At 53.9% G+C, this 13,168-nt stretch carries 16 protein-coding genes; 6 read left to right on the top strand and 10 right to left on the bottom strand.

Annotated features, from left to right (window positions below):
* Nucleotides 1–548 (top strand): SPOR domain-containing protein (locus K5905_RS13335; RefSeq protein WP_297584611.1); only part of this gene is annotated, 548 nt, incomplete at its 5' end.
* Between the two features lie 17 nt (nt 549–565).
* On the opposite strand, the gene K5905_RS13330 is transcribed toward K5905_RS13335, so the two are convergent.
* The 3 genes from K5905_RS13330 to K5905_RS13320 all read right to left on the bottom strand — a co-directional run bounded on the left by K5905_RS13330 (nt 566) and on the right by K5905_RS13320 (nt 2,565).
* Nucleotides 566–1,270 (bottom strand): DnaJ domain-containing protein, encoded by a 705-nt coding sequence (locus K5905_RS13330; RefSeq protein WP_297584608.1) that lies wholly within the window; start codon nt 1,268–1,270, stop codon nt 566–568.
* Nucleotides 1,267–2,004, bottom strand: a complete 738-nt coding sequence (locus K5905_RS13325; protein ID WP_297584605.1) for a VWA domain-containing protein — start codon at nt 2,002–2,004, stop codon at nt 1,267–1,269. Before K5905_RS13325 ends, K5905_RS13330 begins: the two co-directional genes overlap by 4 nt.
* A 126-nt stretch (nt 2,005–2,130) precedes the next feature.
* Nucleotides 2,131–2,565 carry a DUF1489 family protein gene (locus tag K5905_RS13320; protein ID WP_297584602.1) on the bottom strand — a complete coding sequence of 145 codons (435 nt, stop codon included), beginning with the start codon at nt 2,563–2,565 and terminating at the stop codon, nt 2,131–2,133.
* Between the two features lie 121 nt (nt 2,566–2,686).
* Between K5905_RS13320 and K5905_RS13315 the strand changes: the two genes are divergently transcribed.
* The 3 genes from K5905_RS13315 (at nt 2,687) to K5905_RS13305 (ending at nt 5,445) form a co-directional block, all read left to right on the top strand.
* Entirely contained in the window at nt 2,687–3,571 is an 885-nt protein-coding gene (locus K5905_RS13315; protein WP_297584599.1) for an NAD-dependent epimerase/dehydratase family protein, read from the top strand.
* A gap of 110 nt (nt 3,572–3,681) precedes the next feature.
* Nucleotides 3,682–4,230: a hypothetical protein gene (locus tag K5905_RS13310; RefSeq protein WP_297584597.1), complete on the top strand. Its 549-nt coding sequence runs from the start codon at nt 3,682–3,684 to the stop codon at nt 4,228–4,230.
* A 459-nt stretch (nt 4,231–4,689) separates the two neighbouring features.
* A complete protein-coding gene (locus K5905_RS13305) occupies nt 4,690–5,445 on the top strand; it encodes a DUF599 family protein (protein ID WP_297584596.1) in 756 nt (251 codons plus the stop codon).
* Here the strand turns inward: K5905_RS13305 and K5905_RS13300 are convergent.
* Both K5905_RS13300 and K5905_RS13295 read right to left on the bottom strand, forming a co-directional pair.
* Nucleotides 5,331–6,578: an adenylate/guanylate cyclase domain-containing protein gene (locus K5905_RS13300; protein WP_297584594.1), complete on the bottom strand. Its 1,248-nt coding sequence runs from the start codon at nt 6,576–6,578 to the stop codon at nt 5,331–5,333. The two genes, K5905_RS13305 and K5905_RS13300, sit on opposite strands and share 115 nt — an antisense overlap.
* A 112-nt stretch (nt 6,579–6,690) precedes the next feature.
* Nucleotides 6,691–7,488: a YdcF family protein gene (locus tag K5905_RS13295; protein WP_297584592.1), complete on the bottom strand. Its 798-nt coding sequence runs from the start codon at nt 7,486–7,488 to the stop codon at nt 6,691–6,693.
* Nucleotides 7,489–8,020: 532 nt separating this feature from the next.
* Between K5905_RS13295 and K5905_RS13290 the strand changes: the two genes are divergently transcribed.
* The gene (locus K5905_RS13290) at nt 8,021–8,425 is read left to right on the top strand and encodes a Clp protease ClpP (protein WP_297584590.1); all 405 of its coding nucleotides are present in this window, start codon (nt 8,021–8,023) and stop codon (nt 8,423–8,425) included.
* 78 nt (nt 8,426–8,503) lie between these two features.
* Here the strand turns inward: K5905_RS13290 and K5905_RS13285 are convergent, their stop codons facing one another.
* The 5 genes from K5905_RS13285 to K5905_RS13265 all read right to left on the bottom strand — a co-directional run bounded on the left by K5905_RS13285 (nt 8,504) and on the right by K5905_RS13265 (nt 12,497).
* Nucleotides 8,504–9,118 carry an ATP-dependent Clp protease proteolytic subunit gene (locus tag K5905_RS13285; protein ID WP_297584587.1) on the bottom strand — a complete coding sequence of 205 codons (615 nt, stop codon included), beginning with the start codon at nt 9,116–9,118 and terminating at the stop codon, nt 8,504–8,506.
* Between the two features lie 186 nt (nt 9,119–9,304).
* Nucleotides 9,305–10,162, bottom strand: a complete 858-nt coding sequence (locus K5905_RS13280; RefSeq protein WP_297584584.1) for an adenylate/guanylate cyclase domain-containing protein — start codon at nt 10,160–10,162, stop codon at nt 9,305–9,307.
* A 116-nt stretch (nt 10,163–10,278) separates the two neighbouring features.
* Nucleotides 10,279–10,683 carry an ACT domain-containing protein gene (locus K5905_RS13275; RefSeq protein WP_297584582.1) on the bottom strand — a complete coding sequence of 135 codons (405 nt, stop codon included), beginning with the start codon at nt 10,681–10,683 and terminating at the stop codon, nt 10,279–10,281.
* A gap of 91 nt (nt 10,684–10,774) precedes the next feature.
* Complete coding sequence (locus tag K5905_RS13270) at nt 10,775–11,467, bottom strand: SDR family NAD(P)-dependent oxidoreductase (RefSeq protein ID WP_297584581.1); 693 nt, start codon at nt 11,465–11,467, stop codon at nt 10,775–10,777.
* Nucleotides 11,468–11,585: 118 nt separating this feature from the next.
* A complete protein-coding gene (locus K5905_RS13265) occupies nt 11,586–12,497 on the bottom strand; it encodes a LysR family transcriptional regulator (protein ID WP_297584579.1) in 912 nt (303 codons plus the stop codon).
* Between the two features lie 99 nt (nt 12,498–12,596).
* On the opposite strand from K5905_RS13265, the gene K5905_RS13260 reads away from it, so the two are divergent.
* A partial coding sequence (locus K5905_RS13260; RefSeq protein WP_297584576.1) for a DMT family transporter occupies nt 12,597–13,168 on the top strand: 572 nt, incomplete at its 3' end.

Raw genomic sequence — 13,168 nt, 5'->3', positions numbered from 1 at the left:
CAACCGCATTGCCGCCGGTACCACGCCAGAATCCGGACAATGAGCTGGCCACGAATTCAATTTCCAAATCTGCGTTGCTGCAGGCTGCACAGGCAGAAGCCTTGAAACTTGGCAACACGCCTTCAGGATCAGCACCTGTTGACCAGCCAACATCTATAAAAGTAGCGACCGTGAAAATCGAAACGATCCCTGCTGCCGCGGTCGATACGAGCGCGCCGAGTTCAGGTGCTGCGTCGGTATTGCCTGTCGAAGACAAGGACGACACGGTGACCGTTGCGACCAGTGATACACCGGATATTGAGCCGGGCTGGCAGGTTCAGATCGCCGCCGCGGAGACCGAAGGTCAGGCCATCACCATGTTGAAGAAGGCAAAGACCAAAACCGGCTCTGCGCTGCGCGGCCATTCCCCGTACACAGAACCAGTCGAAGCCAATGGACAGACCCTTTACCGGGCGCGTTTCGTAGGTTTCGAAACAAAGACCGCAGCCTGGAATGCCTGCAAAACCCTAAAACGGGCGAAATTCGCCTGCTTCGCCATCTATCAGTAACTGCGTAACGGATGTCGTCAATGTCTTCTGAGAAGCGTGTCTTTAGCCTCGTTGATTTTCGCCGCGAGGAAACCGGAGCCTCCATGATCGGGATGAACCCGCATCATAAGCCTGCGATGCGCGGCTCTGACTTCCGCGTCCCCGGCATCGGGAGAAAGCCCCAGGATCTGGTAGGCCTCCTCATCTGTCATGGGGCCCGCGCTCGTCGCGCTTCCCTGCCCCTCTGTTCCATCCGACTGGAAGTGTTCACGCCATCCGGCAAGCCGGCGGTCGAGATAAGCTTCGACTAGTTTGCGGCTCTGGTCATCCTGACCTGTTTCCTGCCAGAATGCATGCAGTTCCTCGTTGCTCAACTCATCAAGCCTGCGGCCGTGAAAGCCGCCGGTAAGCACGGTTCCGGTCATAGCCCCTGAATCGTGATCCAGTTCCATCTCCACCATTGCCGTTCTGACCCTCGATCGCTGCCCGGCTGACTTCCTGGGTTGATAGCCGGACAGTTTTCGAAATCCAGCCGCGCCTAAAAGCGATAGCCCGATCCCGAAGATCGGAATCGCAAATCCGATCCGTCCGCCAAAGGCAAAGATCGCTGCGATCGCGATCAGAAGTATCCCGCCATAAATCCTCAGACTCTGAGCGAGCGCGGCCGGATTGGCCTGTACGAAACTCCGTCCCGCCAACAGTAGGGTCAGGAGCAGGATCAGTCCGATCAGTAAATAGATCATTTGGCCGATTTTAATTGTTCCAACAGCAGGCGGGCGCCTCGCCCACCTTTTTTCTCTAGCGCCTGCAAAGCCGTGTGGCCACCGCTTGCGAAAACGGCCACTGCTTTCAGAAGCTCTGCAAGTTGTTGCGCTGAGCCTGCGTCAAATGGGCAATAAACCCCGTTCGTCAGTCTGGCCATTTCACGAAAGGCTTGCTCCGCTACCGTATCCCGTCCTTCTTGGAACAGAAACATCGGAACGCCTCTCAAACCAAGTTCCCCGGCTTTGTCGCACAAGATATCGACGTCCTCCTCCATGCAATCACCTACATAGACAAGAGCGGCGATTTTTTCCTTGTCAGCGGTCGCAAGCGCAGCGGTCAACACCTTGCGAATCTGGGTTCGTCCCCCCTGGCAGGCTATTCGCCCCATTGCGTTCGCCAGCTCCTCACCATGTTCAAACCAGCGAGAGGATTTGCATTCGCCGAAGCCACGAAAATATACAAGCTTGATTTTCAGGCCGCCGATTTTCCCGGCTTCCTGAAACATTTCCGCCTGGATATGGCACGCCTGGTCCCAGGTCGGTTGCCGGCTCATTGTCGCATCAAGCGCAAAGATCAGCCTACCACCGCTTCCCGGTTGGGCTTTGAGTTCCTTTGCCTTTTCCAGAAATGCGGAGATATCAGAGGCAGCAGAAGGTACCTTGGTCGTTTGATGGACCAGGCCGTCCTTCTTGGTGCCACTGGTTTTTGCCATCCTGAATCCTTCCTGCCCGTTGCTGATAATCAAATTGGGACCGTCAACGCAATTTGGCAAGTTCGAGAATGCAACCCATTCGCTCCACATGTTGGAACGGTAACTCTTTGCGTAACCGTCAAGAAGTTAAAGCAGGCAAAGTTCGGTGAGGTCGCGGCGCATTGTATCAGGCATGGAAGCCATTTCCCCTGCAACACGAATATCGGCGGGAGCTTCATCCACCTTGAGGTAGCGCCATCCCTGAAAGGGTCGCTTTGGCTGATAGCGGGTCAAAATAAGCCGAGGCTCCATGACAAGATCGCAACGCTTGATACCGGCATCGTCCGTAAATGGTCTGATGTCGAGCAGGTGTTGGCGGGCTTGTATCTTGCCTTTGATGACCCAGTAGAGAGAGCCTCCATCCAGGAGTTCGTCTTTTCGTGTCGGAACCATGCGTGTCGTGTGCGTCGTGTGCTCGGGTAGACCGGCCAGTTTTGCCTGTTCGATGCGGTAATCAATCCAGGCCTGCAAGGACTCGGCGCTGTCGGCGCCTACGCATAATTTTACAAGATGCAACGTCATCCCCTTGACGTAGCAGTCCTGTCGGTAAGGTCAAGCGACCTGCCATAAACGCCGGTGGATTGTGATGGTCCGATATCAGCTTGATCTTGCACCTTACCCTCGAAAGGAGTTCTCTTAAGAGATGGATGTGTTTGTAACCGGTGGGACCGGCAGCATTGGTGCCGCTGTTGTAAAAAAGCTGCTTCAGGAAGATGGCCGCGTCATAGGTCTGGCGCGATCCGACACCGCCTCGGAAAAACTGAGAGCTCTGGGAGCAAGCGCTTTTCCAGGAGATTTGCGCAATCCGGACAGCTGGGTCGAACGCGCTGCGTCCTGCGACGCGGTCGTTCACATGGGCGCGACTTTCTCGGAAGATATGGGGCGGATCGACCGCCGGAGTATGCTGGGGTTGAAACAGGCCGCCAAACACCGAAAACAACCTTTGAAGGTCGTTTATACCGGCGGCATCTGGCTCTATCCGTCTTCCAGGAACGGCCAGCTCATAACCGAAAAAACTCCGTTTGCGCCGCTACCGGCATTTCGTTTCATGGCCGAGACAATCCGGACATTGTCCCATGGGACAGACATGAACCTGACCGTTGTCCACCCCGCCCTGGTTTGCAGTCGCGAGATTGGGCCGATTGCGGCCATGACCAAGGCACTCCAGTCAGAACAACCCTTCGAGACCCGTGCGACACCTGACACCGTCTGGCCATTGGTTGAGACCAACGACCTCGCTTCGCTCTACCTTCTCGCACTCAAGCAGGCACGCTTCAGGCTCACGTTGATTGCCAGCAGCATCCCCGGAATATCGGTGGGACATCTGGCGTCGCACATTTCAGCAAGACACGGCAAGTTGCTTGATGTTGTGTCCGTTGCTGCGCCATCAGATACCAACCCGGATACCGACTGGAGCGCCGGCTACACCTTGTCACAAACGGTCGACACATCCCATGCACAACGGGTCACCGGCTGGAGACCGGAATTATCCGCAATCGAGGACCTCGTTGTCACCTTGTCCAGATAATTTCGGATTGCAATTGCCGGTCCTCATCCCCTGAACTTCTCCGCTCGATCAAAGACTTTCTAAAGCTTTGACTGATAATACTCAGCGGAATTTTGTACCGGGATTAAATCATGCCGAGAGCGATTGCAGCTTTTTTGACTATTCTCTTTCTATCGGCACCGGTTTCATCTAACGAACGTTTTCCAAATGGCAGTTTTCATGTGATCAACACTGCCGGTTTCGTTCAGGCAAACGGTGAACGGCACTCAATCAGGCGTGACCTGGATGTTGGCGTTGCGGAAATCCAGCGGGTTTCGGACAACCGTCTGCAAATCCACGTCAATGGCGTGAAAATCGAGCTGTTTCCGGTTGAAAACGGTCTGGCTGCTCTGGAATGGGATACCAGAGGCACGAACTTGCTGCACGGGGCAGACCTTCAAGCCTTGATGAATGCTCCTGATCGGTCGCAAATTCCCGTTTGGGGAGCCGATGTCGACTGGCCGGACAGCAGTTTCGCAAGGTTGGTGCTTTTTCCGCTCGGCACAAACGCATATGCGGGATTTCTGATCAGTCAGCCACCGGGCAAAACTGTCGTTCGGCAGATGGAATTTCGGCAGATTTTTGGACCATCGAACCGGCCGTTGTCGCCGGCGCGGTCGCATATGACCAGGAAAAACTGATCTATGGAAACACAAAAGGCGCAGCCTCACGCTGCGCCCTTTAAATGAAAACGTCCCACTGAAACTACTTTGCAGCGGCGACGGCTTGTTGTGCGCTCTCAACGTCGTTGAACAGCAATACCATCGTCAATGCGATGCCAACTGCAGCGACAGTCCAAAGAGTGACGCTCCAACAAGATTTCTGCACGTTTTCGTCCATAAAGCCCTACACTTTAGTTATGCGGCACCATCCCCTGCGAAGTGAAATATGGCGCCATTGGGGCGAGGAGGTAAACGATAGATTACCATTTCGCAAGCGCAAAAAGTGTGCATCAGATCCCGCATTTTTGCAGAGCTTTAAATCCATTCGATTTTTCAGGTACTTATCGTTAACAAATGAGGTGTTTAGTGGCACATGACAATCTCTGCTAAGAGACTGATACGTCGGATTCGGCTCTTTCAACTCGTGAAAGGTGTGCAATGCAGTCTCTTTCTCCTCTCGATTTCGCTGCGGCCGTCTGGTTCCTTTTTGCCTGGTTCGGGTTCAATTTGTTGATTGATGTCAGTCCGTTACGCAAAAAAACACTGTCATACGCCATGGATGACTATCGAAAGGGCTGGATGATGTCCATGTGTCTCCGGGATGTGCGTATCATGGACACGGCGATAATGTCCGGACTGCAACAGGGCACGGCGTTTTTCGCCTCGACGTCCCTTATTGCGATCGGTGGCGGCTTCGCGCTTCTGGATGCGACAGAGCGGATCCTTCAGGTTGCCGGAGACCTGGCCATCCCTGTCGCTCACAGCCGGGCGCTTTGGGAAATCAAGGTGTTGGGCCTGATGCTAATTTTTGCCTACGGCTTCTTCAAATTCGGATGGGCTTACCGACTGTTCAACTACGCGAGCATCATCATGGGAGCCGTCCCGGATACCGGACGCGCCTCGGAAAGCGACATCAGGAAAATGGCGTTACAGGCCGGTGAGCTCAATGTTCTCGCCGGCCGGCATTTCAATCGCGGGCAACGGGCATTTTTCTTTGCAATCGGATTTCTCGGCTGGTTTGCCGGCCCTTACGTGTTTGCAGTCACCACTCTTGCAGTTTTGATTGTTCTGATCCGGCGTCAGTTCGCCTCAAGGGCCAGAGCTGCCGTCTTGTCGGGGCAATATCCGAATTTGGAATCACCTGACAGATCCGGCGAATACACGGCAACCGGATCGTCAAATCCCTTGACGTGATAACGACCATAAAGGCCGGATCGACATCCCATGATTTCCGACAAGGCGTCAGAAACGAGAACTTGTCGCTCCAGATCCTTTGCGAGTTCCGCAATTCGGGACGCAAGATTTACAACGGGCCCTACCACCGTGAAGTCCAGACGGGTTTCGCTACCAACATTTCCGTAAAAGACATCACCGGCATGCAACGCGATGCCAACACTCATGTCTGGTGTTGCGGCACAATGATTGGAGCTGTTGATGGTCTTGATCCGGTCCAGTGTATCACGGGCCGCAAGGAGAGCTCGCATGGCAGCGTCCTTCGCCTCTGCCTCCGTTTGATACGGAAAGATGGCCATTACCTCGTCGCCAATGAATTTCAGGACTTCACCGCCATGCGCTTCGACGGCAGCTGTCATGGCCCCGAAGTACTTGTTCAGGAAAACAATGATCTTGTCCGCCGGCAATGTGTTGGAAAGCCTGGTGAATCCGCGAATATCCGCAAAACTGACAACAGCCTTGATCCACTCCCCCTCGCCGCGCGCCGTGGCGCCGTCCAGCACTCTCAATCCGGCTCGCGGCCCGACATATGTATTCAAAACCGTTTCGGCTGTGCGGCGAAGTGTTTTCAACTCGCAAACGAGCGCCAGAGGTCGGATCAGAGATTCAAAAACACTGATATGGGACCCGAGAAAGCCACCCGGTGCCTTGGTCGCGAAACTGGCGACTTTGACCGAACCGTCGGAAAACAGCATCGGCAGAGAGACATAGTCCGTGTAGCCTTCGTCACGCAGTTCAACCGTGATCGGAAACTCTTCGGCCGCTTCGGGATGTTTACTCATCGCGACCCGCACGGGTTTCAATGTGTCCTGCACACGTTTGACCGGGCTTGTCAGATACCCCTCTTCCGAACTGTTGTCGGATGTGTACAGACGCAATTCACGCGTGCCGTCGCTTGCCCAGAGAGACTGCTCGGCGCGAACATTCGGATGCACCACCCATATACCAGTGCTCGCCCGATCGACCGGAACGTTTCCGGCACGCAGGCGTTCCGCCATTTCACTGACAATCTCCAGCGTTCCCTCCAGCTGAGAGGCGTCGCTGTAAAGCCATTGCACCACGTCTGCCGCAACAATCGGCGCTTCCAGGACCATCTGCCCACGTCCTTTCAAATCCCTGAGACTGCTAACATATGGTGCGGCGCAACGATCTGTAAAAGAGGCAAAATTTAAAAACCGCAGCTTAGACGGAAGCAATTTTCCGGTTTCAAGGCGCCGGAAAAATTTCTGTGCTGCGACCGCTGACCCAATAGGCAATGAGACCGACCCATTCCTTGAATGCGACGTCAAATCGGCGCAAGCCTTTTGAAGCACCGCTAAAACCAAGTGTCTTGTCTTCAGCGCCCCGTGTTCTGAAATCAACCGGATAGGCCGTCACCCCGGACCAACCTGCCTTTTCAAACACTCCCATTGAGCGCGGCATATGATATGCGGAAGTCACCAGAAGCCATTTTTGCCCGGGTTTTGGATCGACGAGCTCCTTGGTAAAAACCGCGTTTTCCCAGGTGTTGCGTGAGACATCTTCCAAAATCACCCGTTCCGACGAAATACCGAAATCCTCAAACAGACGAGCCGCTCCTTCTGCCTCTGTAGCTTGCGCGGGAACGATGACACCACGCCCGCCCGTGTGAATCACCTTTGCATCGGGCAACCGGTCGGCAAGACGCGCGGTGATCGTGATCCTTTCGCCAGACGTCGTTAGCGCCGTATCGCCGCGTCCTCCGGTGACGATGGTATCAACAGCTCCTCCAAGAACGATGATACCGTCATAGCCGACGAGTGTTTCGGGTCTTGGAAATCGCTCTTCCAGCGGCAGAATCAGCCAGTTCGCGACAGGAGAAAATCCGCAGACCAAAAGTCCAATCGCGCCAATCCACGCAATACGGGTCCCGGATTTCCGCCACCTTTCTCCAAGCCCGAGAATCAGTCCGAGAACCACAAGGGCGATTAGAAAATTGGAAGGCTGAATGAAAAAATAACCGATCTTGGCAACATAAAAAAACATGGGTTAATCCTGCCGAATGACCCGCTTTGCCACAATCAGGCACGCTTTTGGCCACACTTCAAAAACGTTCGGAAATCTCAACATATCCGGTCGAAAGCACTTTTTTCAACAGGACTGTTACCGTGCAATCCGCCATCGCTCAAGGCCGATTGCTTATTCTTCAAAAAAGCTCGCGTGATGAAACTGCAGGCTCGTGGTTCGCTCTGTTTCCACCAGAAGGCAAGACAGCCGTTCTTCGACTTTATATATTTAAAAACAATAACTTAAACACTTCTCCAGAACTTTGAAAATCTACCTGAAATCCGTATTGCCGTAACAAATCTGTAAATCAGCTGACATAAATTCCGGACAAACTCACGGCGGAACCACGGAATTTTGGGTACCCACACATCAACAATTTTGGGTATTTGCTCAAGGCGTCGGGATTGGTGTTTTTCGCAAAGGTAATAATCGTGATGAAGGTCACACGGAAGTGAACGCAAACGCGGCAATTTAAGGGCGTAACTTCAACGGCAAAGTCGAGGGTAACCAAATGACGCTGTATTTGAAACTCGGAGGGCGAAAAGCAATAAAGCGCGCCATGCCGCACCTGCAAGCCCGACTGGAACAAGACCCCTGTTTCGATCTTGGCGGCTTTCGCGAAGAATTCGAACGCTCGGACGACCTGACTGAATTTCTTATCTTCCTGTCAGGTGGCGCACCGTTCTATGACGGTAAACCGATCTGTGACCTGTTGTCCCCCATCTGCACGTGCTCGGACGTGTATGAGCGATTCGTCGATCACCTGGTTGCAGTAATGTTCGGTGGAACCTACAGCAAGAGTGACGAAGCAAGTCTTCGCGATCTCATGAACCGGCTCCGCCCACAGGTTCTGGATCCAAAACCTGTCGCCCCGGTTCTCGTCTATTCCATCGAAAAGGACACACTGAGCGCCTGATGTCTTTAAGCTGACGAATGAGCGCAAAAAAACGCCAACGGATTGATCCGCCGGCGTTTTTTGCTTCGCTCAATATCGTTAGCCTAGTTCATCAACACTCGTAACGATTTTGCCAACTAGACCGTATTCGATCCCCTCTTCAGGGCTCATCCAGTAATCACGGTCTGTGTCCTTTTCAATCCGCTCGATCGGCTGACCCGTCGCATCTGCGAAAATCTGGTTCAGCCGGTCGCGCATCTTGATGATTTCCTTGGCCTGGATCTCGATATCCGTGGCCATGCCACCAGCACCACCTGACGGTTGGTGAAGCAGAAACCGGGTGTTGGGCGTGCAGAAGCGCTTGTCTTTCGGCACCGATACGTAAATCAACGCCCCGGCACTTGCGACCCAGCCCATTCCCAGAATACGAACTTCCGGTGCGATAAATTTGATCGTGTCATGGATCATGTCACCGGATTCCACATGGCCACCCGGTGACGAAACAATAACGGTGATCGGGTCATTGGAAACCTGCGCCAATGCCAGAAGACGGGCACAGACGTCGCGGGCCATGTCCTGGGTCACCGGGCCGGTGATCAGAACAGTGCGCGCTTCGAACAGATGCTTGTCGACCTGAATCGACGGCTGGCTCTTGGACTTGTCCTCGTCTTCATCGTCGAGACGTGCAGGCACCGTGGTCGAATAGTTTTTCATGCGCAGGATTAAGCTCCCTTGGCTGTTGGGCCGGTTTCCCGGCGTTTTCATTGGGTACGCGGCACGACCCGCGACCCTAGCGTTGGTTCATGTGTAAGCGAAGTAGCGGACGCTCGCAAATCATCAGAACCTGAATACCGTGAAAAGAGTTATCAGATTGGCAACACCCGCTTGATCGGCCTTGTCTCAATCACCGGGTTGCGTCCGCCCGTCGATTTGTTTTTCCCGCCGCCCAACAATGACATGCCAGACCAGCATCAATGCAAAAGGCAAGGAAGGCCAGACGAACCAGAGCGTGGACAAACCCGAAGTCAGCAAATTAATGACAAAGAACAGGCCGATCATAAAGACGCAGCTACGCACCCGGCGAGGTTGCGCCCTGAGCCAGCGGCGGGCCTGTTCAAAACCGTTGGCAACGGCTTGAGTATCCTTGTCCCAGTTTGGACGATCATCTTCGTTCTTCGGTTCAGCCGCTGCACTTTTGTCTTCGGTTCGATCGGAAACCGTCTCCGGAGTGTTTCTTCCGCCGAGTCGAACTGAATAGGTTTCAACAGGTTCGCTTACGTTCTTGACCTGCTGAGGCCCCAGGGGCTCGAAACCAAGTGCCAATTTTGCCTTCACCTGATCATAGACAGACTGCGACAACATGATTCCGCCACGTGGCGAAAGTTCCTGGAGGCGCGCGGCTACATTGACCCCATCACCATAGATGTCGTCGCCCTCGACCATGATGTCACCGAGATTGATCCCGATCCGGAATTCCATACGATTCATGTCCGGCAAGGCAGAATTCCGATTGGAAAGCTCGTTCTGGATGTCGACCGCGCATTGAACAGCTTCCATAACCGACACGAATTCAATGATTACCGCATCGCCCCAAGTGTTCACAATGCGGCCGTTGTGGCGCTCCGTCAGCGCCGACATAACCGAGCGATAGGTTTTAAGGCGGTCAAGCGTGCCGTCTTCATCCCGCTCCATGAGCTTGGAATACTGCGCAACATCAGCGCACATAATGGCCGCAAGACGCCGCCTCACCCGTTGCATGCTCTTACCCCTGATTGGCTTATGCTTAGGAATGGTAAGCCGTTGCAGGAATTGCAAGGGCAAATCGCTCAATAACCTGTTGTGATGTCATTGGGCAACGATGCCTTTTTTGCAAATCAGACAGCATCGGCAAGATCGCGAAGTGCGGCAAGCGCATCTTCAGCACGTTCAGCCGGAACAAACACGTGATCATGGAAAAATGCCGCCACGACATTCGCCGAAATCCCTTTCGTCGCCAAAGCACCGGCAATAGCAGCCGTCAGGCCGACCGCTTCGAGCGAAGAATGGACGGTCAACGTGATTCTGCGAAACCATTCAGCCTCCGCCAAACCAAGCTCCCGTGCCCGCTCCAGCGGCAATATGGCCGTCACTCCTTCCGTTTCCGCAATAAGTCCGACAGCATCGTATTCTGCAAGATCCTTCATGCTCTTCGACGCGAAAGTGCAGAATACGTATGGTTCAGGATCCAGCATCGGACGCATATGAGCGATGAGTTTTTTCAGATCTGTTTCGCCATGCATGATCAATTGCCGTTCGTTTGAAAAGGCGTCCAAAACTTATTAGCAGCAAATTTCGTCCTGTTCCCGGTTTTCTGCTTACTGAAACAGGAAGCTACCAGGCAACCGGTTTGCCTAGATGATCAAGAAAACAACCCGAGTGACCCGGTTCCAAATTTTCAAGGACAGTCAGCAAGCGAATTGCTGCTTCTTCCGGTCGTTGAACCTTTAGCCCGTTTTTCTGAAAACCATCGCTCAAGGACGTTTGAACGGTGCCCGGATGCAAGGCAACCAATATGGCCTCCGGTTTCCGCCGTGCCAACTCCACCGATGCGGTGCGCGCAATCTGGTTGAGCGCAGCCTTTGAGGCGCGATAGGCATACCATCCGCCTGTCCTGTTATCGCCAATCGATCCAACGCGCGCTGAAAGCGTGGCAAAAACACTACGTCCCGATTTCGGCAACAACGGCAAAAAATACTTCATCAGCAGCGCCGGGCCGATTGCGTTGATCGCATAAGCGCGCGCCAACAATTCCGGATCAACCTCCCGCCAACTCTTTTCAGGACGTTGTTCCCCGACGCTCAAAGCTCCGGTTGCATCAAATAACAGACGAAGGTCTCCCTCCCGCGATCCCAACCAACCGGCGCAATAGCGAATGGTTTGCTCAGACAGGAGGTCCAACCCAGGCAGGGTCGTCCGTCCCAGAGGGATGACTTCATCAAATTTTCCGGAGGTCCGCACACATTCCAGAACCGCCGACCCGATCCCTCCGGATGCTCCAATGATAACCGCGACAGACTTGCTCATGAAGGCTCCAGAATTTGCTTTCAAAGCCTACGCGAGACACGCTCAAGAAGATCAACAAGCCACCGGGTTGCCCATCACCCGGGCCTGAAACTCAGGTTTTCCAGCACTGTACTCGGCGTCAATTCGCGTTTGCAGATCTATAACTTGCCTTGAGACAGTCGACAAAAAGCCGGAGACACTCCACACGCCTGTTCTGCTTCGGAAAATAGAGATAAAAGGGCGGAATTTCCTTGGAAAACCCATCTAGCACGGTTTCTAGCTGACCGGACTGCAAATGCTCCTTTGCGGTCACGCACATCGACCAGCCGATGCCCAGACCATCGCGTGCTGCCTGAATCACCCCGACAACAGCATCAAACACTAGAGAGCCAGGTGGGTCTATTCTGGTGTCCTGTCCGTCTTCAACAACGATCCAGTCGCGCAGTTTACCGGAGGTGGGTTCGCGGTACCGGATACACCGATGTTCCAGAAGGTCGCGAGGGCAATTAGGACGGCCAAATTCTTTGAGGTAAGCAGGTGATGCGAAAAAAGCTGTAGGCTGGAGTTCAGAAACTTTGACGGCAACCATATCGGGCTCCAGAACATCTCCAAGGCGCAGACCAGCGTGGAACCCTTCACGCGCAATGTCGACCAGGCCTTCGTTCCAAGAGATATCCAGATCGATGCCTGGGTTCTCTCGCTGAAACTTGGGCAACGCAGGTGCGACAACGGCCATATAGGCCCCACGGGACATATTCAAGCGAAGTGTCCCGGTTGCCGATTGTGACATTTCCCGGGTCTGGCGCATTGCGTCGATCAAGTCTCTATAAGCGGGACCGGCGGTCGTCACCAACATGCGACCTGCATCCGTCAACTCGATACGACGGGTCGTGCGAATGAGCAGTTCCACGCCGAGACGCTCTTCCAATGCCTTGAGCTGCAACGATACCGCCGGTGCGCCAACACCCAGAACAGACGCAGCTGACCGTAGTGACCCCTCGCGAACGATGGTCAGAAACACTTCCAGGGCATGGATTGGTGGGCGCTCCATTATTTAATTCTATTGAATAATGGATTGAGTTCGCAAGGCATATTCAAACAGAGCGCGGCAGATTACGGTTTTGACCAAGTCACCGTGAAAGGAAAAGACTTGGCCGTATCAGCAGAGGCAAGACCTCAATACATCGCCTATGGGGTCACGCTCATTGTCGTTGCTGCATTGACCATTTCCGTCCAGGATGTTGTGTTCAAATTCTTCAGCAGCAGTCTGCCACTCTGGCAGATTTTTGCCTTGCGCGGCTTCCTCGCCCTCCCGATGTTGTTGGGTGTTTGTTGGGCACAGGGGCAGCGCATTCGTGTCGTCCACGAAGCGTTCGGGATGTGGTCCCTTCTTAGAGCGATCTGTATTACGCTGACGTTCCTCGCCTTTTATGCTGCCATTCCATTTCTCAGCCTATCGACGGTGGGATCGGCTAATTATGTCGCTCCAGTTTTCGTCACTCTTTTATCCGCATACACAATCCGCGAAACTGTCGGTCGGTCCGGTTGGCTCGGTGTATTCCTTGGTTTCCTTGGCGTTGTGGTTCTGCTTCAACCGGGCACAGATACGTTCTCCGTCTGGTCATTACTCCCCATCACTGGCGCAGCATTCTATGCTCTGGCACACATCATCACGCGAACACGCTGCCAGCACGTACCGCTAACCGCGCTTTCCCTTTCCCT

The organism is Roseibium sp. (genome assembly GCF_025698965.1).
GTDB lineage: Bacteria > Pseudomonadota > Alphaproteobacteria > Rhizobiales > Stappiaceae > Roseibium.
This window is presented reverse-complemented; position numbering and strand designations above follow the sequence as displayed.